At 69.3% G+C, this 23,250-nt stretch carries 17 protein-coding genes; 13 read left to right on the top strand and 4 right to left on the bottom strand.

Features of this window, described 5'->3' with window-relative positions:
• Positions 1-673: 673 nt before the first annotated feature.
• The 4 genes from ACZ4O3_RS39610 to ACZ4O3_RS39625 all read left to right on the top strand — a co-directional run bounded on the left by ACZ4O3_RS39610 (position 674) and on the right by ACZ4O3_RS39625 (position 6,841).
• Positions 674-2,563 carry an amidohydrolase gene (locus tag ACZ4O3_RS39610; protein WP_467727073.1) on the top strand — a complete coding sequence of 630 codons (1,890 nt, stop codon included), beginning with the start codon at positions 674-676 and terminating at the stop codon, positions 2,561-2,563.
• A gap of 47 nt (positions 2,564-2,610) precedes the next feature.
• On the top strand, positions 2,611-3,690 hold the full coding sequence (locus tag ACZ4O3_RS39615) for an MBL fold metallo-hydrolase (RefSeq protein WP_467727075.1): 1,080 nt from the start codon (positions 2,611-2,613) through the stop codon (positions 3,688-3,690).
• A 439-nt stretch (positions 3,691-4,129) separates the two neighbouring features.
• A complete protein-coding gene (locus tag ACZ4O3_RS39620; RefSeq protein ID WP_467727077.1) occupies positions 4,130-5,731 on the top strand; it encodes an ABC transporter substrate-binding protein in 1,602 nt (533 codons plus the stop codon).
• Between the two features lie 87 nt (positions 5,732-5,818).
• On the top strand, positions 5,819-6,841 hold the full coding sequence (locus tag ACZ4O3_RS39625) for an LLM class flavin-dependent oxidoreductase (RefSeq protein ID WP_467727079.1): 1,023 nt from the start codon (positions 5,819-5,821) through the stop codon (positions 6,839-6,841).
• 243 nt (positions 6,842-7,084) lie between these two features.
• Here ACZ4O3_RS39625 and ACZ4O3_RS39630 read toward each other — a convergent pair whose 3' ends face one another.
• Positions 7,085-7,417, bottom strand: coding sequence for a histone-like nucleoid-structuring protein Lsr2 (locus ACZ4O3_RS39630; RefSeq protein ID WP_467727080.1), 333 nt, complete (start codon positions 7,415-7,417; stop codon positions 7,085-7,087).
• Positions 7,418-8,066: 649 nt separating this feature from the next.
• Between ACZ4O3_RS39630 and ACZ4O3_RS39635 the strand changes: the two genes are divergently transcribed.
• The 3 genes from ACZ4O3_RS39635 (at position 8,067) to ACZ4O3_RS39645 (ending at position 11,020) form a co-directional block, all read left to right on the top strand.
• Positions 8,067-8,432: a hypothetical protein gene (locus ACZ4O3_RS39635; RefSeq protein WP_467727082.1), complete on the top strand. Its 366-nt coding sequence runs from the start codon at positions 8,067-8,069 to the stop codon at positions 8,430-8,432.
• A gap of 245 nt (positions 8,433-8,677) precedes the next feature.
• Positions 8,678-10,324, top strand: coding sequence for a penicillin-binding transpeptidase domain-containing protein (locus ACZ4O3_RS39640; RefSeq protein ID WP_467727083.1), 1,647 nt, complete (start codon positions 8,678-8,680; stop codon positions 10,322-10,324).
• A 42-nt stretch (positions 10,325-10,366) separates the two neighbouring features.
• The gene (locus tag ACZ4O3_RS39645; RefSeq protein WP_467727084.1) at positions 10,367-11,020 is read left to right on the top strand and encodes a DUF6461 domain-containing protein; all 654 of its coding nucleotides are present in this window, start codon (positions 10,367-10,369) and stop codon (positions 11,018-11,020) included.
• Positions 11,021-11,093: 73 nt separating this feature from the next.
• On the opposite strand, the gene ACZ4O3_RS39650 is transcribed toward ACZ4O3_RS39645, so the two are convergent.
• The 3 genes from ACZ4O3_RS39650 to ACZ4O3_RS39660 all read right to left on the bottom strand — a co-directional run bounded on the left by ACZ4O3_RS39650 (position 11,094) and on the right by ACZ4O3_RS39660 (position 15,251).
• Complete coding sequence (locus tag ACZ4O3_RS39650) at positions 11,094-11,366, bottom strand: hypothetical protein (protein WP_467727086.1); 273 nt, start codon at positions 11,364-11,366, stop codon at positions 11,094-11,096.
• A gap of 433 nt (positions 11,367-11,799) precedes the next feature.
• Positions 11,800-12,081, bottom strand: coding sequence for a hypothetical protein (locus ACZ4O3_RS39655; protein WP_467727088.1), 282 nt, complete (start codon positions 12,079-12,081; stop codon positions 11,800-11,802).
• A gap of 908 nt (positions 12,082-12,989) precedes the next feature.
• Complete coding sequence (locus ACZ4O3_RS39660) at positions 12,990-15,251, bottom strand: M4 family metallopeptidase (RefSeq protein ID WP_467727090.1); 2,262 nt, start codon at positions 15,249-15,251, stop codon at positions 12,990-12,992.
• Between the two features lie 1,197 nt (positions 15,252-16,448).
• On the opposite strand from ACZ4O3_RS39660, the gene ACZ4O3_RS39665 reads away from it, so the two are divergent.
• The 6 genes from ACZ4O3_RS39665 to wrbA all read left to right on the top strand — a co-directional run bounded on the left by ACZ4O3_RS39665 (position 16,449) and on the right by wrbA (position 23,083).
• Positions 16,449-19,067 carry a sensor histidine kinase gene (locus tag ACZ4O3_RS39665; RefSeq protein WP_467727092.1) on the top strand — a complete coding sequence of 873 codons (2,619 nt, stop codon included), beginning with the start codon at positions 16,449-16,451 and terminating at the stop codon, positions 19,065-19,067.
• Positions 19,064-19,489, top strand: coding sequence for a roadblock/LC7 domain-containing protein (locus ACZ4O3_RS39670; RefSeq protein ID WP_467727094.1), 426 nt, complete (start codon positions 19,064-19,066; stop codon positions 19,487-19,489). Before ACZ4O3_RS39665 ends, ACZ4O3_RS39670 begins: the two co-directional genes overlap by 4 nt.
• A gap of 4 nt (positions 19,490-19,493) precedes the next feature.
• Complete coding sequence (locus ACZ4O3_RS39675; RefSeq protein ID WP_467727095.1) at positions 19,494-19,847, top strand: DUF742 domain-containing protein; 354 nt, start codon at positions 19,494-19,496, stop codon at positions 19,845-19,847.
• Between the two features lie 64 nt (positions 19,848-19,911).
• On the top strand, positions 19,912-20,532 hold the full coding sequence (locus tag ACZ4O3_RS39680) for a GTP-binding protein (protein ID WP_467727097.1): 621 nt from the start codon (positions 19,912-19,914) through the stop codon (positions 20,530-20,532).
• Between the two features lie 281 nt (positions 20,533-20,813).
• Positions 20,814-21,617 (top strand): hypothetical protein, encoded by an 804-nt coding sequence (locus tag ACZ4O3_RS39685; RefSeq protein WP_467727099.1) that lies wholly within the window; start codon positions 20,814-20,816, stop codon positions 21,615-21,617.
• A gap of 788 nt (positions 21,618-22,405) precedes the next feature.
• Positions 22,406-23,083, top strand: coding sequence for an NAD(P)H:quinone oxidoreductase (wrbA, locus tag ACZ4O3_RS39690; protein WP_467727100.1), 678 nt, complete (start codon positions 22,406-22,408; stop codon positions 23,081-23,083).
• Positions 23,084-23,250: the final 167 nt, after the last annotated feature.

Raw genomic sequence — 23,250 nt, forward strand, 5'->3', positions numbered from 1 at the left:
GCCGACAGGCCGATTCGGGTCAGCGTCCGACTGCACACCCAACCCCGTCGGCCTTCGTCCGGACGCCGTCAATGCGGCTTTGCTGCCGGTTTCAAATGAAACGCTCTCCGAGTCCTGCCCTTAGCAATGGTGAAGAGCGCCCTTCTGGGCAAGCCTTCCGAGTCGGCGGAGCGGTCCGGGACTCGCCGCCACCGCCCGGGACTCGACGATCCGTCGTCGTCTCCCGCGACACGTCACGACATACGAGCGATGCCGGGTACGGCGGGATCGTGAGTGACTTTGCGTTCGAAGCCACGATTCCGATGCCAGGAGCAGGCCGCGGCGAGCCGTGAGGCGGGTACGCACTCCACCGCCACCGACCGTGAGCCGGTGGCTTGAAACCAGCCCCCTCCCGCACGGACCACCCCGCGGCGCCCGGCTGGAGGTGACGCGCCTCGCCGGACACAGCGCCTCGCTGCCCCGCGTAGCACCACCGCCGCGCCTTCGCGCGACGTCACCTCCTCAAGGTCTCTCGGGCCACCCCAGTGCCTGACGGCCGCCGACGGACGTACCGCCTGGGGTGAAGCCCCGATTCGAACGCCACTCGTCCGGTGCTGTCCTGACGTCGTCGGCGATCACGGCCCACGTGATCGCGTGCGCGGCCCGCCGAGGGCTGTCCAGAGGTGGGGAAACCATGACGTCCATGCCAGTCGCCGGCATCCGAGCCGGCTCTCCGGAACAGCCCGCGGATCTCGTCCTGCGCAACGCGAAGATCTTCACCGGCGATCCGGACCACCCGTCCGCCACCGCGCTCGCCGTCCGTAACGGTTCGCTGACCGCAGTCGCCGGGGACCGGGAGGTCGCTCCGCTGGTCGGGCCGCGGACCCGGGTGATCGACGCGCTGGGACGGCGGGTCGTCCCGGGCCTGAACGACTCGCACAACCACGTCATCCGCGGCGGCCTGCACTTCGTCCTCGAACTCCGGTGGGACGGCGTGCGCACCCTGCGGCAGGGTCTGGCGATGGTGCGGGAACAGGCGGCACGGACCCCGCCCGGTCAGTGGCTGCGGGTGGCGGGCGGCTGGAGCGTCGAGTCGCTTGCGGAGCACCGCATGCCGACGCCGGCGGAACTGAACGCCGTCGCACCGGACACCCCGGTCGTCGTCACCCACCTCTACCAGGCCGCGATCCTCAACCGTGCCGCGCTGCGGGCCGCGGGGATCACCCGTGACTCTCCCGACCCCATGGGCGGCCAGATCGTACGCGGCCACGACGGCGAACCCACCGGGGTACTCCTCGCCGCGCCGGGCGCACTGCTGCTCTACTCGACCCTGGCCAAGGCTCCGGTCCTGGACCCCGGAGACCAGGAGAGCTCCACCCGGCAGTTCCTCCTGGAACTGAACCGGTTCGGGCTGACGTCGATGATCGACGCGGCCGGCGGATTCCAGGACTTCCCGTCCGGCTACCGCGCGGTCACCGAACTCCACGCGGCGGGCGAGCTGACCGTGAGGATCGCCTACCACCTGTTCCCGCAGACCGTCGGTCAGGAGATCGACGACCTGCGCCGCTGGATCGCCATGGTGCGCCCTGACGACGGCGACGAGTGGCTCCGGCTCAACGGCGCCGGGGAGAACCTGACATGGGCCGCGGGCGACTTCGAGAACTTCGCCCAGCCCCGCCCTGAACTGGGCCCTTACGAGGTCGAGTTCGAGAAGGCGGTCCGCCTCCTGATGGAGAACGGCTGGGGCTTTCGGCTGCACGCCACCTACGACGAGACCGTCCGCCGTGACCTCGCCGTCTTCGAGAAGCTGGCGTCCGACGGGCTCTTCCCCGCCGGGAACCGCTGGCTGTTCGACCACGTCGAGCTGGTCTCGGAGAACAGCCTGGACCGGATCGCGGCGCTCGGCGGGGCGATCGGCGTGCAGCACCGCCTGGCGTACCAGGGCACCACCTTCCGTGACCGCTACGGCTCCCTGGCCGCGGAGGCGGCGCCTCCGCTGGGCGCGATGCGCAGCCGCGGTCTGCACATCGCCGCTGGATCCGACGCCACCCGGGTGTCCACGTACAACCCGTGGGTCGCCCTGTACTGGCTGGTGTCCGGGTGCAATGTCGCCGGCGTGCCACTGCGGTCGGGGAGCAACCGCATGAACCGGGCCGAGGCCCTGGCCGCGTACACCGTCGGTGGTGCCCGGCTCACCGGCGAGCAGGACGTCAAGGGCGTCCTCCGACCTGGTTACTACGCCGACTTCGCCGTACTGACCGACGACTACTTCGAGATCCCCCATGAGCGGATCCCCGAGATCGAGGCACTGCTCACGGTGGTGGGCGGCCGGGTCGTCCACGCGGCCGGATTCTTCGAGGGCCTGGCCCCGCCGGTACCGCCCGTCCGGCCGGAGTGGAGTCCGGTCGCGCACTTCGGCGGCTATCAGGCAGCGCACGGTCCCGGCCTCTCCGGGCTGCGCCAGGCCGAGGGTGTCAGGGAGGCCGCGGCCGAGTCCGCCGAACACCTCCTGTGGCGGCAGCGGACCGGCCGGGCCACCCGCGACTCCCGGCAGGCCGACCCCTTCGGCCCCTGCCACAACTGACCACTTCCGTCGTCTCGTCCCAATCATCGAAAGGCACACGGATCCTCATGTCCCACGAACTCACCTCCCCGACCGGCCGCCGCCGATTCCTCAAGGGCGCGGCCGGTGCCCTGGCCGTCCCCGCCGCCGCCGGCCTCCTCGGCGCCCTGGCCCAGCCCGCCAGCGCCGCCGACGGGGACCTGCCGGACTTCGACCCGGTCCCCGCCGCCTCCGCCGGGCCCGCCCCCAACGCCGACGGCTATCACGTCGGCCGGATCGGCGGACACCTCTACTGGGTCACCGACTCCTACTACCAGGCCATGTTCCTGACCACCACCCGCGGCGTCGTCCTCGTCGACGCCCCACCCACCATCGGCCACAACCTCCAGCGCGCCATCGACGACGTCACCCGCGCGAACGGCCGCCCCAGCAAGGTCACCCACCTCGTCTACTCCCACTCCCACGCCGACCACATCGGCGCCGCCGGCATCTTCGGACGCGACACCGTCCGCGTCGCCCATGCCGAGACAGCCCGGCTCCTCGCCCGCGCGGGCGATCCCAACCGCCCGCTGCCGACGGTCACCTTCCGCGACAAGCACCGGCTCAGGGTCGGCGGAGAGAGCCTCGACCTCGCCTACCACGGGCCGAACCACGCGCCCGACAACATCTTCATCCACGCCCCCGAATACGACACGTTGATGCTGGTCGACGTCCTGTACCCCGGCTGGGTCCCCTTCAAGAGCCTCGCCGTCTCCCAGGACATCCCCGACTGGATCAAGGCGCAGCACATCGCCATGGACCACCCCTGGCAGACCTTCGTCGGCGGCCACCTCGGACGCCTGGGCACGCGCGCCGACGGCACCCTGCAGATCCAGTACATGAAGGACCTCGACACCAGCACCCGGTCCGCGATCGCCTCCGTCGACCCGGCGCCCTACTTCGCCAAGTACGGAGCACAGGGCAACTCCTGGGCCATCTTCAAGACCTTCCTGGACGCGGTCGCCGACACCGCCGCCACCCCCGTCGCCGCGAAGTACGCCGGCATCCTCGCCGCCGCCGACGTCTTCACCAAGGACAACGCCTGGACCCTCCTCGAATCCCTCCGCATCGACTCCGGCATCCTCGGCCCCTTCGGCGTCCACCCCTGAGACGGGGCGGCGCGGCCCCCGGGGCACCCGCCCCGGGGGCCGCTTCGTCGTGAGAACCGACACGGCAATGCCGGTCCCGGTGATCAGCGGCGGGTTCTGTCCGCAGAGGCAGGCGATGTACCCGATCGGACAGAACCCCTACGGTCCCGCGGGGGCACGGCCTGCCGATCAGTAACATCCGAGTGGGTCCACGGCATCTCTACGCGCATTGACAGGCGATACGACCATTCATAATGTTGAAAGATAAATCACTTGTCGCCGGGTGTCGGTACGCACGTGAACTCGCACCGTGAGCTGAACACCTGATCTCGCCCCTCGGGCGGGATTTCTTGCATCAGCACACGAGTGACGCGCAAGCCAGCAGCCGCAGCCCGGCCCTCCACCGCCTGATCCGAACGCGCGGACGAGGCGGAACGGAACGCCCTTTGGAGAACAGTGCATGAACCGCAAGACCTTGGTGTTGTCAGCAGTGGTCGGGCTGCTCGCGCCGGCTGTCACCGCGTGCGGCGGATCCGACAGCGGCAGCGGAGGTGCGACGATCGTCGTCGGCACCACCGACAGGTTCACCGCGACGAAGGAGGCCCCGGCCCCCTTCGACCCGGCCTACACGTATGACACCAACTCATGGAACATGCTGCGTCAGGCGGTTCAGACACTGCTGATCCAGCCGAAGGGCGAGGGTTCCCCGGTGCCCGAGGCGGCCGAGAGCTGCGGTTTCACCGACCAGGGTGACGAGCGCTACGCCTGCACGCTCCGCAAGGGCCTGCAGTTCGCGGACGGCGACCGAATAACCGCCGCCGTCGTGAAGAGTTCCATCGAGCGGTCCCTGCACATCAACGCCGACACCGGTGTCGCCGCCCTGCTGAACACGATCGACACCATCGAGACCCAGGGCGACCGCGAGATCGTCTTCCACCTCAAGACGGCCGACGCCACTTTCCCCTACAAGCTGACGACACCGGTCGCGGGCATCGTCAACCCCAAGGACTACGCAGGGAACAAGCTGCGCAACGGCTTCTCCATCGACGGCTCGGGCCCGTACACCTTCAAGGCCGACGTGAAGGGCGACACCCTCACGACCGCCACGTTCACCAAGAACCCCCACTACAAGGGCAGTTTGAAGGTGAACAACGACCAGGTCGTGATGCGCGTCTACGACGACAGCAAGTCCATGGGTGCCGCCATCGACAAGGGCGATATCGATGTCATGATCCGCTCCATGTCACCGGCACAGATCAACGAGCTCGGCGCGGGTACCGACCCGAACGTCGAGCTCGTCGAGATGCTGGGCCTGGAGATTCGCTACCTGGGCTTCAACACCGACGCGCCGGCCGTCAAGACCAAGGCCGTACGGCAGGCCATGGCTCAGATCATCGACCGCGGCGCACTGGTCGCCGAGGTCTACGGCACGCAGGCCGAACCCCTGTACTCGCTGGTTCCCGCCGGCCTCACCGGGCACTCCAACTCGTTCTTCAACAAGTACGGCAACCCCAGTACCGCCAAGGCGAGGCAACTGCTCGCGGGCGCCGGTGTCGCCACTCCGGTGAAGCTGACGATGCACTACACCACCGACCACTACGGATCGACCTCCAAGCAGGAGTTCGAGATCCTGCGCAAGCAGCTCAATGCCAGCGGCCTCTTCGACGTCGCGATCCAAGGCACACCGTGGGCGGCTTTCAGCCCCGCCGAGCGGAAGGGCACGTACAGCGTCTACGGCATGGGATGGTTCCCCGACTTCCCTGACGCGGACAACTTCGTCGCGCCGTTCCTCGACAAGGACAACTTCCTCAACTCGCCCTACTCGAACAAGACCATCCAGCAGTCGCTGATTCCCGAGACCAGGCGCGAGGGGAACCGAATCGACGCGGCGAACACCATGACGAAGATCGAGGACACCGTCGCCGAGGACGTACCCGTACTGCCTCTGTGGCAGGGCAAGCAGTACGTGGCGGCCCGGGACAACATCACGGGCATCGCCTACGCCATCAACTCCTCCTCGGTGCTCCAGCTGTGGGAACTCAGCCGCGGCCTGAGCGACTGATCACATGTGAAGGCGGCGGGAGGGCCGGAAGGCACACCCAGGTCGTGCCGCCGGGAATGAAACCGGTCCTCGGTTGTTGAAAGTCGCATGAAAAAGATCGGGTTCCTGTCCTTCGGTCACTGGGCATCGTCGCCGCACTCACGGACGCGCTCCGCGGCGGACTCCCTGCTCCAGGGGATCGATCTCGCGGTGGCCGCAGAAGAACTGGGAGCGGACGGCGCCTACTTCAGGGTCCACCACTTCGCCCGGCAGTACGCGTCACCGTTCCCGCTGCTCGCGGCCATCGGCGCGCGTACCAGCCGGATCGAGATCGGCACCGGCGTGATCGACATGCGCTACGAGAACCCCCTGTACATGGCCGAGGACGCGGGCGCGGCGGACCTGATCTCCGGCGGACGGCTTCAGCTCGGCCTCAGCCGGGGATCCCCGGAGCAGGTCGTCGACGGCTGGCGGCACTTCGGCCACCTGCCCGAGGAGGGCCGGTCCGACGCCGACATGGCGCGCTCGCACACCGAGCGGTTGCTCAAGGTGCTCACTGGCGAGGGTTTCGCTCAGCCCGACCCCCACCCGATGTTCGCCAACCCTCCGGGTCTGCTGCGCATCGAGCCGCACTCCGAGGGGCTGCGGGAGCGTATCTGGTGGGGGTCGGGCTCGAACGCCACCGCGGTCTGGGCGGCCCGGCTCGGGATGAACCTGCAGAGCTCCACCCTCAAGGACGACGAGAGCGGCGAGCCGCTCCACGTCCAGCAGCGCAAGCAGATCGAGGCCTATCGCGAGGCGTGGCGGGCCGGGGGACACACCCGTGAGCCGAGGGTGTCGGTCAGCCGCAGCGTCTTCGCGCTCACCGACGACCGGGACCGCGCGTACTTCGGCACGGAACGCGATTCCAAGGACCAGATCGGCTACATCGACGCCCACACGCGCAGCATCTTCGGACGCTCCTACGCCGCCGAACCCGACGTGCTGGTCAAGCAGCTCGCCGAGGACGAGGCCGTGGCCGCCGCCGACACCCTGCTGCTCACCGTGCCCAACCAGCTCGGGGTCGACTACAACGCCCATGTGATCGAGAGCATCCTGACCCATGTCGCTCCGGCGCTCGGCTGGCGATGACGGAGGAGTTCGCCGGGTTGTGATGCGCCGGCGCGCGGTCCGCCTCCGCATGCGCTCACGGGACGAAAGCGTTCACGGTGGTCGTGGCGTGGGGTCGGCCCTCCCGGGCGGCAGGGGTGACCTCCCGTCGCGACGGCGCCACACGGAGCAGGTGTCTACAGGTCCGCGCCCCGGGCACCCCGAGGGGAAGCGGGCCTGTCCGCCGTCGGAAGTGCACGCGGTCCTTTGATGCGCCGCACTTCCTCAGTGGGCCTTGGCGTATGCCTCACGGATGCTGGCGGGAACGCGGCCTCGCTCGTTGACCTGAAGGTCGTTCTCCCGCGCCCAGGTCCGCAGCTCTTCGGAACTCGGCCCCTCCGACGCCTGCTTCAGCGAACGACCCGTACGTTTGGTTCGGCCTACTTTGCGACCACTGGCGATGAACGGTTCCAGCGCCTCGAAGAGCTTGTCGTAGTTCTCCGAGACCAGGTCGATCTCGTAATTGACCCCATCGAGCGAGAACGTGTGGGTCTGAACCTCGCGCGATTCCACACCGGTCAAGTCATCCGTGTACAGTGTCACAATTCTCTGAACCATGACCGGATGCTACCAGCCTGCACCTTCTTATCAAGAGTCGGCCAGAAATATCGGAGACTCGGAGAAAGAAAAAGAGGGGGGTAGGCTCCACCGATTCCCTCGAGCGTACCGCACGGCCGTGCATTCATGACGCATATCGGGACCGTCGCCCGCCGGAGACCGGGCGACGGCACGGCCACGCCTTCGGAGAGGGACACTTCCCAAGCACATATTCCACGGCATCGGCGCGAAGAGGACCGATCGGAGTATGCGGCGATATAACGCTCGCCAGAATTCAAGTTCAGTTCGATGGCCCCGGCTGGAGGAATTGGTTTTTCCCGGCGCGAAGGGAAACCGCGCCGACTCGGAGGGCCGACGGATGCCGGACTGAGTCCACCGAGCGCCTGGAGCGGACGGCAGCGGAACCCGCTCGGGGCCACCCGTGCGACGCGGCGGCCTCACGCCTGTCCGACGCCGCGCATGACCCCCCACACCGCCGAATCACCCTCGGGCAGAAGATCTGCCCGACATACTCACACCTCCCACTTCGGCAGGCCCGCACCCGCACCGCACAGAAAACTGGCCTCCGCGCCGAGAACTCGGACACCTCCGAGACTCGGCGCGCGCCGGCCAACCACTGGCGTCGCACATCGGTAAGGATCCAGAAAAAATGAAGTCGATATTCAAGACGCGAGCCCGTGCGGCCGCGACCGTCGGAGCGCTCGCGGGCGCGCTCACCGTCGGCCTCGCAGGCTCGGCATCCGCGTCCTCGGTCCCCGCCTGGCAGCTGCAAGTCTGCTCCTGGGGGAACTACCAGACCAATGTCTACTGGAGCAACGGCGGCTTCATGGGCGTCCCTGCCGGGCAGTGCAAGACCGCCTATTGGCAGCGCACCAGCGCCACCAGCTACACGGTCCACGTCGATGCCTACGTGAACAACGGAGGCTACATCGCCGGCGCCGACGTCGACATCGCCCAGGGCGCCGGCCTCGCCACCGGCGGAAGCGGCAGCGCTCCCTATCTCTGGTCGTTCTGAATCGAATCCCCGATGCCCGGCATCGGGATCAGGTACCCCTCCGCCGCCGGCGCGAGGGGTACCGCGGCCCCTGTCGGTCCCCCAGCGTGGCGAACGCCGTCGCGGCATCCGGCTCACATGACCGGGCGGGCCGGCCCCGCCGTGGCACTCGCCCCGCCGCTCACCGCAAACGCTGACCTGACCAGCCGTCGCATCTGCCCGAAAGGCTCTTTGTTCACATGCGGAACATAAAGAGGCTCGATCGCATGACCAGAGCTGCGAAGACCGTCGTGACCGGCGCCGTCACGGTGCTGCTCGTCGCGGGCGGGGTCGGCGCCTACAACCTCCTGCACGAACTGACCACGGTCGGCGAGGACAGCACAGGGCCGGCATTCGACCCGGCGGCGGTCTCGACGACTCCCCCGTCCGGTGACAAGGCCGAAGAACTGGCGAAGACCTTTCTCGGCAACTGGTCCCAGCAGCATCTCGAAGCCGCCGCCGGCGACACCGACGAACCCACCTCGGCCGTCCAGGCGTTGAAGGACTACGCAAGCGGACTGCACCTGACGAAGCTCTCCTTCACTCACATCCGTTCCAGCGGCGCCTCGGCCGTCACCAAGGGCGCCACCAAGGTCGACTTCGACGTCAGGGCCCAGGTCAACGGCGGTATGTGGAAGTACGCGAGCGCGGTCGCGGTACGGCAGAGCAGCAACGGCGCGGCCGCCGTCCACTGGAACGACTCCGTGCTCTATCCAGGCCTTCAGATCGACCAGTCGCTCACGGCAGGGCAGCTTCCCCCCGGAGCCAGTGACGCGACCGTCGTCGCGAACGACGGCAAGACCGATCTGTCCGCCTACCCTTCCCTCAGGGACATCGTCGCCGGCATCCGCAAGTACGCCCCCGCCAAGGGCGGCACCCCCGGCACCGGGGTCGCCGTGGTCGACAGCGACGGTACGGGTGTCGCGACGGCCGAGGTGTTCCACAAGGGCAAGACCCCGGCCATCAGGACCACCATCGACGCACATCTGCAGGAGGCCGCCGAGCGCGCGGTCATGGACGCGCACCTGCAGCACAAGCCCGCCGGCACCGTGACCCTCGACTGGAGGACCGGGCACATCCTCGCCCTCGCCCACACCGGTGACGACGGCGACATCGCCATCGACGGCATCAAGTCACCCGGCTCCACCATGAAGATCATCACGTCGGCCGCGCTCTTCGACCAGGCCGGGCTCACCGCCGACAGCCCCGCGCCCTGCGCCGATTCGCTGGTCGCCAACAGCCAGACCTTCCACAACGACGAAGGTGTCGAGCCCGCTCCGGGCGCCACCATCACGCAGGCGTTCACCGTCTCCTGCAACACCTCCTTCATCAAGGACGGCTTCCACTACCTCGTGCACGACGGTGACGCCTCCGCGCTCCACAAGGAAGCCACCGACGTCTTCGGCATGGGAAGCTGGTCCATCGGCGGCGGCGTCGCCACCACCGACCCGAGCATCCCCGCCGACGTCCAGGGCGGCGACCAGGCGGCCCAGTTCATCGGCCAGGGCAAGGTCACCGCCACTCCCCTGTTCATGGCGTCCGTCGCCGCCACCGTGCGCAACGTCGGCTTCGAGCAGCCGATCATCCTCCCCGGCCAGCACCAGAGCAGCGCGCCGAAGCGGATGTCCGCACGTACCGCGGGATACCTGCAGGCGATGATGCGCAGCGTGGCCACCGGCGGCACCGCCGCACCCCGTCTCCACGACCTGCCCGGCGTCGGCGCCAAGACCGGCACGGCAGAGGAGGGCGACCACACCAACGGATGGCTCACCGCGTACAACTCGCACATCGCCGTCGCCGCTCTCGTCGAAGGCGGCACCTCAGGCGTGGACTCGGCCGGATACGTGGTCCGGCAGCTGCTGACCGCGCGCTGAGCCCACGACGCCCACCGGCACCACCAGCGAAAGAGGTCCACCATGCCCACCCCAGGTTTCCCGTCGGCCACACTCGACTCCGAAGGACTGCCGGCCTGGATCAGTAACCTGGCGTCCCGCGATCCGAACCACAGCCTCCACGTGGTGCGCGGCCTGGAACCGGCGCAGGCACTCGGGGCCCTGGGCGCCGCGGAGGAGTCGATCAGGCCCTGCACGCTGCCGGACAGCAACCCGGACGACCGCTTCTCCCTGCCCTTCGCCGCGCTGGGCGCCCAACCGATGACGCCCGCGGCGCTCCTGGCGGGACGGATCGGCGAGTGGACCTTCGTCTACGACGACTCGGGCTACACCTTCGACGGCACCGCGGAGGCCCTCTCCCGTGACGGGCGGACAGCTGTCACTACGGTGTACACCATCAACGGGGACGCCTATCTCATGTATGCCGTCGACGGCGAGGAGGTCGCGAACATCAATCCCGACGACCTCTCCCTGGAGGAGGACCTCTCCGGCATGCCGGCCGAACTCGCCGCGGCGTTCGAGGCCGCCGGAGTCGCCGACTGGGAGGACCTCGAACCCGGAGAGGTCGACAGTCTCATCGGCATGCGTGCCGCCTGCGCTCTGGCAGGTCTCGCGGTCACCCTCGACGACATTCGCCGGATCCCCCTGTTGCTCGCGTCGCTGCACGAGCCCGACTGACGATCCTCACCCGGCCGTGCGGGGCGGCGGGGGCTGCTCGATCACGAGCGTCCCCGCCGAGGCTCCAATGGGTTCAGTCCTCCGCCGAGGACGCTGTGGCGCCCGCCCTCTGGAGCAGGAGACGGCCCAGCGCGCGGGCCTCGTCCGGGCTGAGCGACGCCCAGGTGCCGGGCACGCCGCCACGGGCCTCCCCGACGTCCAGCGCGATCCGGTGAGCGGGCCGGTCCGGGCGGCCGATCCGCAGATGCCGCACCTCGATCCGGCGCCCGCACCCGGTGACGAGGTGAGCGTCGTCGGCCCAGCCCTGTGCACCTTCGCGGAGCGACTCGTCCTCCACCGTCGCCATCGGTCCCACACTCCTTCGTCGCCTAGCCAGGTCATCCCCGGCGGCAGCCGTATACCGGCCACACCTGTCGGGCCGCGTGTGAAGGAGGAGCGCTCACCGCACACGAGATTGTTCCCGCCGAGGACGCAAACACGGTCACGGACCGAGGCGGTCGTCCGGCTCCACGAACGTCGTTGCTCCACCCGCCGTGTGACGGCCACTTCGCTACGGTCGCGGGGAAACTCGTATCACCGGCGCTCCAGGCACACCCAGCGCACGTCCGCCTGGACGAGGCTGAGGAATCCCGACACGGTCCCGGCGAGCCGCTGCCGAAGGCCGCGTCGGCCAACCGGGAAAGGCTTGCAGTGTGGCCGAGACGCGGCAGCGCGACCACGACCGGGCGGCACCGCTCCTGCTCCCCCACCGCAACCGAGCCTGTGGTGGCACAGCACGTTCAGTCCTGCGGGAAGACGCCGACAATCCGCCGGCTGCCCGCATCCGAGCCGGGCCGCCCACGGAAGGTGCGGCCGTGCTGGTGCCATGGCCTCAGGCTCATGGCCGGCATCTCGCAGTAGCCGAGGCTCGTCGCCATCTGGCCGAGGCCGCCCGGTTCTGCGGAGCGGCGGGCCAAGCCGGTCATCGTCGCGATGCCCTGCAGCGGGTCGTCCTCGGCACCCGCCCGGGGCAGGCGCATGCGCAGCACGCGCTCCGCGTCGGCCAGGACATCGGTCCACACGCCGTCTCCCCTGTCCGCGGACACTCCGGTCAGAGACGTCAGCTAAGGGCTGTCCCGTAATCCCCAGCGGGCGCGCGACGACAGCTACGGCACCTCGCCGCGTTGTCGGATCACCCGAGTACGGCCGGTATGAGGACGATCCTCCGCCTTGCGATGCACCGCATCTGACGCCGCGCGCTGATCCACCGGGGATTACGGGACAGCCCCCAGGATCGGCGTGCGATCGCAGCGCCTGTTCGGTCGGCCGGAAGCCCAGGATCTATCCCCGCGGCGTCGAGCCCCGATCGGCGTGGTTCGCCACTCCGGCCCGACTCCGGCAACTCGTCCGCGTGCGCGCCGCACAAGAACGCGAGCCAGCCCGCACTGCCGCTGTCGTACAGCGCCGGACCTTCCCGGAGCGTCGTCGCGTGGGCCGGGCACTGCACGACCATGCGGACCGTGGTCGGCTCTCGGTAGGCGGACAGCCGCTGGGATACGGGCGGCATGCGGGCTCCTCGACGGTTCGGCCTCGATCGAGCGGCGGACCGTGTCGCCGGCCGGCGGGAAGCGCGGCCGATTCGTCGTCGCGTCGCCGACGCGGCGCGGGCGGGCGGGCGGCAGTCGGCGATGTCCGTACGGCGGACGGCGGCGTGTCCCGGCACGTCCGCGAGTGAGTGCCAGGCGCGGCCGTCGCATCCGGCCAGGACGTTTTCCCGCGGCCGCTGCCTGGCGCCCTCCATTTCAGCAGAGAACGCGGCCGCCTCCCGCGTACGGGGGCGGCCTGCGGACTCGGAAGCAGCCTTCGTTCCCCATCGTGCACAACGGCGCCGCGGGGATGGACACATGGACCCGGGGGTACTTCGCCTCAGCCGCCGGACGGCCGCGGACGGGCACGGCCCATGTCAGGGACACCGGCCGTGCCCGGCGGATCAGAAGGTCAGGCTCCAGCGGTCGAGATGGCCGGGCTCGACGGTGTAGATGCCGGGGGTGGCGTCCGTGACCCGCAGCTTCCAGGTGCCGTCGGCGGGCACCGCGGAGGCGTCGACGGTGTAGGTGGCGTGGATCTGGCCCTCGCCGGTGTCCCAGTACCAGGGCTTCACCGGGATCTCCGTGCCGTTCTGGCTGACCAGCGTGACCACCTGCCCGCCGACCCACTGGTGGACGAGGTCGATGGTCACCTTGAGGTCCTTGGGCGCGTTGCCCTTGCGGCCGGTCACGACCAGCGGGGACTCGATCGTCTGCCAGTTGGGGATGTCGAAGCGGGCGGGATTGACGAAGTAGCGCCCGCCGGAGGCGAGCACGGGCCAGTCGAACCGCACCGTCAGCCTGGCCTTGCGCTGGGCGGTGTTCCGGACCGTGACGGCCGCCTTGAAGGTGCCGGCCTTCTTGGGCGTGCCGCTGATCAGGCCGGTACGCGCGTCGATGGACAGGCCCTTGGGCAGGCCGTGCGCCGCGTAGGAGAGCCGTCCGGGAGCGGAGCCGGCGGCCTGGATCTGGCGGGTGGTGGGCTGGCCGACGGCGACGGGCCGGGTGGAGGGCGCCGTGACGGCGATGTGGTGGACGAAGCGGGATCCGACGTCGACGGCCGCCCAGGCGTTGCCGACGGCCTCGTAGGTGGCACTGCCCTGTCCGAACAGGTCGGCGGCCGCCTGGAGGGTGGCGGTGCGGGCGGCGGCGTAGTCGGTGGTGCTGGTCATGTAGGTGGTCAGGGCCCGGTACCAGATGTCCGTGGCGTTGTTCAGACCGATGCCGGCGACCGGCAGACCGTCGTAGGTGGGGCTGTCGTAGGCGACGCCGTTGACGGTCTTCTTCCCGCTGCCCTCGGACAGCAGGTAGAAGAAGTGGTTGGCCGGCCCGGAACTGTGGTGGACGTCCTGCTTCTTGAGGTCCGGGCTCCAGTAGTCCGCGGACGTGCCCTTGACGGCGTCGGCGTCCTTGGAGGGCTGGTCCATGTAGCGCAGGGGCTTGCCGGTGCCGCGGACGTCGGCGAGTTCGCCGATGGTGTAGTCGGGGACGTCGGCGGGGCTGTTCGCGAAGAACTCCACGGCGGTGCCCATGATGTCGCTGGTCGCCTCGTTGAGTCCGCCGGATTCACCGGTGTAGGCGAGGCCGGCCGTGGCGTAGGTGACGCCGTGGGTCATCTCGTGTGCGGCGATGTCGAGTTCGGTGAGCGGGTTGGCGTTGCGCAGGCCGTCGCCGTAGGTCATGCAGAAGCAGAGGTCGTCCCAGTAGGCGTTGGCGTAGCCGTCGCCGTAGTGGACGCGGGAGGAGGCTCCGACGCCGTTGTCGGCGATGCCGTTGCGGCCGAAGCGGTCCTTGTAGAAGTCCCAGGTCTCGCGCTGGCCGTAGGCGGCGTCGACGGCGGCGGTCTGGCGGTCGGCGGTGGTTCCGTCACCCCAGATGTCGTCGTCGTCGGTGACGAGGGTGCCGTTGCCGCCGCCGGTCAGGTCGTAGGTCTTGTGGCCGCCCCGGTCGGGGTCGGTCAGTTCGTAGACACCGTTGTCGTCGACGGTGCCTATCTCGACCTTGCCGCTGTAACGACTGTTACCCGTGCCGGAGTTGATCTGTTCGGTGCTCTGGAGCCGCTTGCCGGTCGTGGCGTCGGTGACGACGTCGAGCCGGCTCGGTGTGCCGTCGGCCTGGGTGCCGGTGACATAGGACTGCCAGGCGAGGGTGGGCTCGGTGGCGTCCATGAAGACGACGAGCCGGGGCGCCTCGGTCGCGGACGGGTCTGCGGTGCGTTCCCTCTCGGCCGTGGAGAGGGCGGCCCTCTTCGCCTCCGCAGCGCTGAGGTCCGCCTTCGTCGTCGGGACGGTGACCGGCGCCGACGACGCCTTGGTGACGGTGCGGCCACCGGCCCGTTCGTGGACGACCAGGTCGCCGCCGATGACGGGAAGGCCCGCGTAGGTGCGCTCGTAGCGGGTGTGCACCGTGCCGTCGGCGTCCTTGATGACGTCCTTGGGTATCAACTGCTCCTTCGCGCCCAGGTGCAGGGCGCGGGCGGTCGTGGTGCGCCGGTCGGTGGCCGCCTTGAGCAACTGCTTGCGCTGCGCGGCGGAGAGGGTGTCGGGGTGCGCGCCGGGCCTGGCCTTGGCGACGATCCTGCCCGGCCCCGTGTCGCCGTCGGCGGACGCGGCGGCCGCGGCGCCGGTGGCGGGGAGGAACGGGGTCAGCAGTGCGGCCACCGTCACGGCGGCGGCCGCGAGGCGGCGACCCCGTGCGGCGTGTCCGCCGCGGGCGGGAGGGGGGATCGGGGATGACGTGGCGCCCGCGGATGACGGGTGGCGGTTCACTCGTGCAGCTCCTTGTGCCCGGCCGGGAACGGCCGCTGGGACGGAGGATGTCGGAGGCCTTCGTGGGCTCCGGGAAACGGCGTGCGGCTGATATCCGCCGCCGGGTCGGATCGTTTCAGCGCGTCCGCCCACTGTCACCACTGCGGAGATCATTGTCCGAAAATCGGTGACCCTGACGGCGACCATCGCCCGAGGTGGAGGGGCGTTCATGTGCCGATTTACCGTCCGGCAACAGAGGAATTTCCTCGCGGAGCGCTAATTTTCAGCCACAGCAATATCAGGGAGACGAGGCATAGTTGGTGGGGTTATGGGTGACTTTTCCGTTGACCAGCGCGGACAACCAGCCGTCGGCGCGGACGACTTGAGGGGCTCGTTCGGTGCCCTGTAGCCACCTTTTCGAGCCAAAACCTCGGCCTGGCGCAGCACACCCCGGACGGCCATGACCCGGAGCCGAAGGGTGCGCGCGATGCGCACACGTCAGCCGGCACACAAAGCCGCCCCCATCCGTCGCACGCGCGGGTCGTCCTGATGCCGCCCATCGGCCGTTCAGCCCTACGGAAAAGCGTGACCCAAAGGGCAGAGCTTTTTCCCGAAAGCACAATAGGCGTTCGAGAACTGAAGTGTTGCGTGCATGACATAACAGCGCGTTCGAGTACGCCAAATCCGTCATTGGCTGGCAAACCGACTGAACAGCCGGGCCTTCAGCGATGGACCCCACGGGGAAGAAGCCTCCCGTGAACAGCAATGCTGAACAAAGACCCCCTGCGCTCCGGCCGCAGGGATATTCCCTTCCTGGCTGATTCAGGTACGCTTCCGGCGGGTCTTGAGGCGAGGTTTCTGCGCGCAAGTATCCGGTAATGCGAAACGTAGATCTCGACCGAGAAGTAGCGTATACGTCTTCCTTTGCCGAGCCGGAACGGCACCCCGCGCCGCTCTCCCGGCCTCGCGCCGCATGGATTACGCATCCGCCCTCCTCGACGAAGACAGCCGGCTTCGCGGAGAGATGAACGAAAACCAAATTCCTGACGGACGCCGGCCGTGTGGCCACCGCCCGGAGGGTGGGCACCGCCTTTTCTATGGAGCTTGCGACCCCTCATGAAAACGCGTGGATCGACAATTCGCAGGAAGCTGACAGCGCTGCTGCTGCTCCCCCTGATGTCACTGGCCGCAGTGTGGGCCTACGCCGCATACCTCTCGCTGGGCAACGCCCTGACGCTTGCGCACGTCAACACGATCGGCACCCACCTGGCCCACCCTCTTGGCCACGTGGTCATATCCCTCCAGACCGAACGGCGGGAGTCGCTGATCCGGCTCGCCGCGGGAAAGACCTCTGCGGACAACGCGTCCATCGGGAAGGCACCGGCAGCGGCGGACGTGGACGGCCTCCGGCAGAGCCGCGTCGCCACCGACAGGGCGATCAATGAGTTCATGGCAGAGGCGCACAACGACAGCGTGCGTGACGACGAGACCGCACGGGTGCGAAAGAGCGTCGACACCGCGGAGCGGACACTCGGTTCCCTCGCCCGACTGCGGCACGGCGTCGACACCGGGAAAGCCTCCAGCAGCAAGGTGCTCGCCTCGTACACCGCCATGAACGCGGCGATCTCCGACGCCTTCCGCAGCATGACGATCCTGCCGGCCGCCGACGCCCAGGACCTCGGACTGGCGCTGTTCACCCTGGTCCTCTCGGGCGACTCCCTGTCACAGGAAGACGCACTGATCTCGGCTGCTGCCGCCGGCCCCCGGCACCGACTGGACCCGGAGGCGTACAGCGCCTTCGTTCAGGACGCCGGCACCGAGCGCTACCTCAACGCCCTGGCCATGCCCGGCCTGCCGCCGGCCCAGCGCGCCCCGTTCGAGAAGCTCGCCGGGAACGGCGGCCCACTTCTGCAGGTCATGGCCCTGGAGCAACGCGTCATCGCGGCCGGCCCCGACGCACGACAACTGCCCTTCTCCATCAAGCAGTGGCGCGCCGCGTACGACCAGTCCTGGACGACCAGCAACAAGCTGGCCCTGGGCGACATCGACGTCGTCTTCACTCTCACCGACCCTCCGGCCCGTCATGCTCTCGTCGAGCTGCTCACCGCCGGCCTGCTCGGACTCATCGCACTGATCGCGTCGGTCGCCATGTCCGTCAAGATCGCACGTTCACTGGTGATGGACCTCGGCCGGCTGCGTGAATCCGCCCGCAACCTGACCGAGGACCACCTGCGCGACGTCGTCGGCCGGCTGCGCCGCGGTGAGAGCGTGGACGTGGCCGCGGACATGACGCGCCCCGAGTTCGTCAACCCCGAAATGGCCCGCCTGGGCGACGCCTTCCACGCGCTGCAGCTCACAGCCGTCGAACTCGCCCATGAGGACATCCGCCTCTACCAGGGCATCAAGGACGTCTTCCTCAACCTGGCCCGGCGCAGCCAGGGCCTGGTCCACCGCCAACTCGGTGTGCTGGACGCCATGGAGAAGCGTGAGACCGATCCCGAGGTCCTCAGCGGCCTCTACCGCCTCGACCAGCTGGCCACCCGGCTGCGCCGCTATTCCGAGGGCCTGATCATCGTCTCCGGCGCCGCGTCCGGACGTATCTGGCGGCACGCGGTCCCCGCGGTGGACGTCGTCCGCGGCGCGGTCGCCGAGACGGAGGACTACGCCCGGGTCGTCGTCCTGCCGGTGCCCCCCATCGGCATCAAGGGCCAGGCCGCGGCCGACATCATCCATCTGCTCGCGGAACTCATCGAGAACGCGCAGAACTTCTCACCCGCCGACAGCGAGGTCCGGGTCAGCATGGGCACCGGTGCGAGCGGCGTGATCGTCGAAGTCGACGACCGGGGCCTCGGCATGCGTGAGGACGCCCTCCACGCCGCCAACGCACAGATCAACTCGCCTCAGGACATCAGCCTCCTCGACAGCACGCATCTGGGACTGGTGACCGTGGGCCGCCTGGCCCGGCGCCACGGCATCGGCATCACACTGCGCCCGTCACCGTTCGGCGGCGTCTCGGCCGTCGTCCTGATCCCGTACTCGCTGGTCGAAGAGGGCCCGGCCGGTATCGAGCCCCAGCAGCCCGCAGACACGGGCACGGCGCACGTGCCCGCGCGCACCTTCGCGCAGCGCAGCCCGCACGCCGCCACGGCCGCGCCGACCGCCGCCCCGGAATCCAGCGGCCCCGACCACCACGGCCACACTCCTCCCGGCTCCTGGGACGACAGCGCACCGGTTCCGGCACCCGATCCCTGGCCGCACCCGGTGGACACCGACACCGATGACATGGTCTGGCACGCCCAGGACCGCCCCGCACCGGCCACGCCGCACGACATGATCGACGGGCTGCCTCGCCGAGTACGGCAGGCCAACCTCGCCCCGCAGCTCATGGACGACACCTACGCGCCCGCCGGAAGGGCTCCCATGGACTGGGCCGAGTCGTCCGGTACCGGCGACGGGTCCGCCCAGCGGCGGGTCACGTCGTGGTTCGGTCCCCCGGGAGAAGCCGGGTCGTCCGACGGCAGCCGGCCGGTCCCCGCGAGCACCGGCTGGGAAGTCGTCCGGTCCGAGGACGGCTCGGACACGGAATCCGGCCGCCCCCCGCGGGTCCGCTCGCTGATGGCCGCGCTTCAGCACGGCACCGCACGAGGGCGGGGGGAACCTTCCGACACCGGCGAATTTCCCCTCCCCGGCCTGTCCACCGGCGATCACTACCAAGGAGATGGAAGGTTCAGATGACCCAGCCAATCGTTGCCGAGGCGGCCTCCAATCTGGACTGGCTCCTCAATGACATGGTCCAGCGCGTGCCCGACATCGCCCACGCCGTCGTACTGACGACCGACGGACTCATGATGGCCGGATCCGACGGACTGAGCCTGGAGCACGCCCAGCAACTCTCCGCGGTCGCCTCCGGCTTCCACAGCCTCGCCAAGGGGGCGGGCCGCCACTTCGGAGGCGGCGCCGTCCGTCAGACCATGGTGGAGATGGAGGCCGGCTACCTCTTCGTCTGCTCCGCGGGCGACAACGCCTGCCTCACGGTGCTCACGCCGGAGGGCTCGGACATCGGGGCGGTCGCCTACGAGATGGCGCGTCTGGTGAAGCGGGTCGGCCAGCATCTGTCCGTCAACACCCGTGGCCGGCAGAACCACGGCATCGGCTGATGACATGAGCGACAGCGACTGGGTGGACGACGGGCCGCTGGTCCGTCCGTACGCCCTGGTACGGGGACGTACCAGGGCCCGCCACGACGTGTTCGACCTGGTGGCCTTCGTGGTCGCGCTGGTGGACACGCTGCACGGGTGGATCCACATCGAGCCCGAGCACTCCCGGCTTCTCGGCCTGTGCCGCCGACCGGTCTCGGTGAGCGAGCTCTCGGCCGGTGCGAACCTGCCGATCGGTGTGGTCCGGGTCCTCCTCGGCGACCTGCTCGACATGGGTGCCATCCGGGTGCGCGAACCCGGCGAGCGGCCCAGCCCGCAGCTCATCAGAGAGGTCCTCACCGGCCTGCGGGCCCTGTGAGCCGGATCATCCGCGCCGCACGGCGCCGCTACCCGACATCCTTCGGCTGAGAAATGGAACGGTCATGAGCAGAATCGTGCCAAGAGGCAAGACGCCCCCGCTTGCCGCGGACGACCTGCCCCAAGCAGTCAAGATCCTCGTCGCGGGAGGGTTCGGGACCGGGAAGACCACCCTTGTCTCGACGATCAGCGAGATCACCCCCTTCCACACCGAGGAAGCTCTCACCCGCGCAAGCATCGGCATCGACGACACCTCCGGGGTGGAGCTGAAGGCCACGACCACGGTCGCCATGGACTTCGGCCGCATCACCATCCACGACAGGCTCGACCTGTTCCTGTTCGGCACCCCCGGACAGGACCGCTTCTGGTTCATGTGGGACGAGTTGGCCGCCGGCGCCCTGTGCGCGGTGGTGCTCGTCGACACCCGGCGCCTGCCGGTGTCGTTCCCGTCCATCGACTACTTCGAGCGCCGGCGACTGCCCTTCGTCGTCGCCGTCAACTCCTTCTCGGGGGCACGCGCATACCCGGAGCAGACCGTGCGCGCCGCCCTGGACCTGAATCCGGACGTCCCCGTCGTCATCTGTGACGCGCGTCAGCGGCGGTCGGTGAGAGATCTGCTGATCAGCGCGCTGGAGCATGCGCTCGCGATGGAGGAACGGGCCGCCCCGGACGAGAGGACCTCCTGACGACGGTGCCGAGCCGGACAGAGGGTGGCTGCCCCCGGCACACCAGTGCGCGATCACCGCGGTGCACGGCGACCGGCCCCGGCGAGGTCACCCCTCTGACGCTGCGGCACTACCGGGTTCGCCCCCTGGGCAACCTGTGTGCCCGTAGAGGCATGACCCGGTCCCGCGCCCGCGGCGGTCGGCCCACGGGTGATGTCGTAGAGGTGATCGTGTTCCGGTGGGACGGAGTCCTCGTCGCACCGTGCCAGAGCGTGACAGTTTCCGATCGGTGAAGAGGTCGCATGTATCGAGGCAGGTCCGGCTCCGTGGTCGTGCTGGCGGGAGCGCTCGCTCTGACGGCGTTCACCGCGCCGTCCGCGGAGGCGACGCCCACGGGCGTCAAGGTGTCCGCCCTGGTCGTGAACAACGGCAAGGCCATCGTCGTGGGCACGTCTGCGGAAGCGACACCGAAGGTCACCTTCCACCTCACCTGGCCGGCGGGCCCGAAGCTGGCGGACGTGGACGCCGACCCGTTCCTCTATCACGGCACCACCGCCGCAAAGGGCTCGAAGGAGGGCGGCATCTACCTCCTCAACGCCTACTGCGCCCCGGACGGCTCGCATGCCGCCGACTGCGACGGCCTGCTGTCCGTCGATCCCCGCCACACCCTGGACTCGAACAGCGACGCCACCGGGTGGAAGATCGCCGTCGTGACCCGCGTGTGGGGCAGCGGCGGCAGGCTCCAGGGCGAGCAGATCCTGACCGGCCTGGGCAGCGTCCACGTCAAGCGGGCCGCGCGCGTCGCCGTGAACGCCTTGCCGGAACAGGTCGCCAAGGGCGGCAGGCTGACCGTCACCGGGACGGTCACGCGCGCCGACTGGGTCAGGCACGAGTACACCGGCTTCGCCGGCAAGTCGGCACAATTGCAGTTCCGCAAGGCCGGCACCGCCACGTACACCACGGTCAAGACCGTCAGGACGAACTCGGCCGGCGCACTCAAGACCACGACGACCGCCTCGGGCGACGGCTACTGGCGCTGGGCCGTCAAAGCGTCCGCCACCACCGGTGGCGCCGCGTCGGCACCCGACTACGTCGATGTCAGGTGATGGCTGATCCGCCTCGGCGGGACCGGCGACAACCCTGAAGGACGGCCGGAAGCACGAGGACGGCGGCGGGGCGGGCTCCGCCGGCGAGCGTCGGCGCGAGAGCACGTCCCCGGGGCGTACGACGGACGATCCCTCGGTGGTCTCTGCCTCCTCCGGGGGGCGTGGGAGGCAGAGACCACCATCACCGCGTCGACAGCCGGGGGTGGAAGTCGGCATACCAACGCGGCCGAACGGACGCGCCGTCGACCGGGTGACCGGTCGGGGACGGCCGGCTCCCCGCCGCGAGCAGCGACAGGCAGGGAACCGACGTGCCGGCGCGCAGGCGGGGCGGCACCACCCGGGGGATCGTGCGGCCCGCCCACAGTGGCCGGACACGCGCGAAACCGACAGGCGGTCAGCGCTCGAAAGCGCAGACCCCCACCCCACCGCCGCCGGGACACGACGAAGGGGAGCGCGCCGGATACACAGCAGGCCGAACGCGCGTGACCGATCTAGGGCTCTGACACGAGGCGCTCCGGACCGGCTCCACGAGCGTTGCAGTCCTCACCGGCGCACGGCAAGGCCGATTCGACCAAGCCGCCCCATTGGGCACAGTCACCCGACCGGTCAGGCAGTCTCGGCCACGGCTGCGGGCCACCGCCCCGGCCGCATCCGTCCCGACGCCGCCCCACGCTCTCCCACCGTGTGGGATGGATCTCCCACACATCGTTTAACATTCAACGAGCAATCTGTTTAATGTTGAACGAGTGCCCGACGTGCGGGCACGGAATCACAGGATTGCGACCGCCATGGGCATCTTCAGCCGCAACCGCACGACCGACTCCAAGGAAACGGAGACCGAAGCCGTGAGCGCCTCGATCAAGGTAGCTGTCATCTACTACTCCTCCACCGGCACCATCGCCGAGATCGGCAAGGAGATCGCCCAGTACGCCGAGAAGGCCGGCGCCGAGGTCCGCCTGCTCAAGGCCGCCGAGCTGGCCCCGCAGGCGGCCATCGACTCCAACCCTGCGTGGGCCGCCAACGCCGCCGCCACCGCGGACATCCGCGAGGCCACCCCGGACGACATCGAATGGGCCGACGCCGTGGTCTTCGGCTCCCCCACCCGCTTCGGCAACATCGCCTCGCAGCTGAAGCAGTTCATCGACACCCTCGGCGGCCTCTGGGCGCAGGGCAAGCTCGCCAACAAGGTCTACAGCGGCTTCACTTCGTCCGCCACGGCCCACGGCGGCCAGGAGTCCACCCTCCTCGCCCTCTACACGTCCTTCCACCACTTCGGCGGCATCGTGGTCGCCCCCGGCTACACGGACGCCTCCAAGTTCGCCGACGGCAACCCCTACGGCACCTCGCACGTCGACGCCCAGGGCAACAACCCCGTGGACGACACCACCCGTGAGGCCGCCCGGATCCAGGCCGAGCGCGTCGTCCAGATCACGACCGCCCTGCAGGCCGGCCTCTCCGCCGCCTGAGCCGAAGACCTGGTGCCACCCCGCAACAGGTCACCGAGGGCCGTCCGTGCGTCGTCTCCCGGCGCACGGGCGGTCCGTCCCTTCGCAGCCGCGTCACGGATTCCACCCAGGAGTCGTGACCCGGCAGCAGCGCCGGTCTTCCCGGCCGGCCAACCGCGTGAACCGAA

The organism is Streptomyces sp. NPDC026515 (assembly GCF_055567595.1).

What these genes read in the sequence shown, in the direction of transcription:
- ACZ4O3_RS39610 (WP_467727073.1), top strand. Translation starts at nt 674, where the DNA reads ATGACGTCCATGCCAGTCGCCGGCATCCGAGCCGGCTCTCCGGAACAG.
- ACZ4O3_RS39615 (WP_467727075.1), top strand. Translation starts at nt 2,611, where the DNA reads ATGTCCCACGAACTCACCTCCCCGACCGGCCGCCGCCGATTCCTCAAG.
- ACZ4O3_RS39620 (WP_467727077.1), top strand. Translation starts at nt 4,130, where the DNA reads ATGAACCGCAAGACCTTGGTGTTGTCAGCAGTGGTCGGGCTGCTCGCG.
- ACZ4O3_RS39625 (WP_467727079.1), top strand. Translation starts at nt 5,819, where the DNA reads ATGAAAAAGATCGGGTTCCTGTCCTTCGGTCACTGGGCATCGTCGCCG.
- ACZ4O3_RS39630 (WP_467727080.1), bottom strand. Translation starts at nt 7,417, where the DNA reads ATGGTTCAGAGAATTGTGACACTGTACACGGATGACTTGACCGGTGTG.
- ACZ4O3_RS39635 (WP_467727082.1), top strand. Translation starts at nt 8,067, where the DNA reads ATGAAGTCGATATTCAAGACGCGAGCCCGTGCGGCCGCGACCGTCGGA.
- ACZ4O3_RS39640 (WP_467727083.1), top strand. Translation starts at nt 8,678, where the DNA reads ATGACCAGAGCTGCGAAGACCGTCGTGACCGGCGCCGTCACGGTGCTG.
- ACZ4O3_RS39645 (WP_467727084.1), top strand. Translation starts at nt 10,367, where the DNA reads ATGCCCACCCCAGGTTTCCCGTCGGCCACACTCGACTCCGAAGGACTG.
- ACZ4O3_RS39650 (WP_467727086.1), bottom strand. Translation starts at nt 11,366, where the DNA reads ATGGCGACGGTGGAGGACGAGTCGCTCCGCGAAGGTGCACAGGGCTGG.
- ACZ4O3_RS39665 (WP_467727092.1), top strand. Translation starts at nt 16,449, where the DNA reads ATGAAAACGCGTGGATCGACAATTCGCAGGAAGCTGACAGCGCTGCTG.
- ACZ4O3_RS39670 (WP_467727094.1), top strand. Translation starts at nt 19,064, where the DNA reads ATGACCCAGCCAATCGTTGCCGAGGCGGCCTCCAATCTGGACTGGCTC.
- ACZ4O3_RS39675 (WP_467727095.1), top strand. Translation starts at nt 19,494, where the DNA reads ATGAGCGACAGCGACTGGGTGGACGACGGGCCGCTGGTCCGTCCGTAC.
- ACZ4O3_RS39680 (WP_467727097.1), top strand. Translation starts at nt 19,912, where the DNA reads ATGAGCAGAATCGTGCCAAGAGGCAAGACGCCCCCGCTTGCCGCGGAC.
- ACZ4O3_RS39685 (WP_467727099.1), top strand. Translation starts at nt 20,814, where the DNA reads ATGTATCGAGGCAGGTCCGGCTCCGTGGTCGTGCTGGCGGGAGCGCTC.
- wrbA (WP_467727100.1), top strand. Translation starts at nt 22,406, where the DNA reads ATGGGCATCTTCAGCCGCAACCGCACGACCGACTCCAAGGAAACGGAG.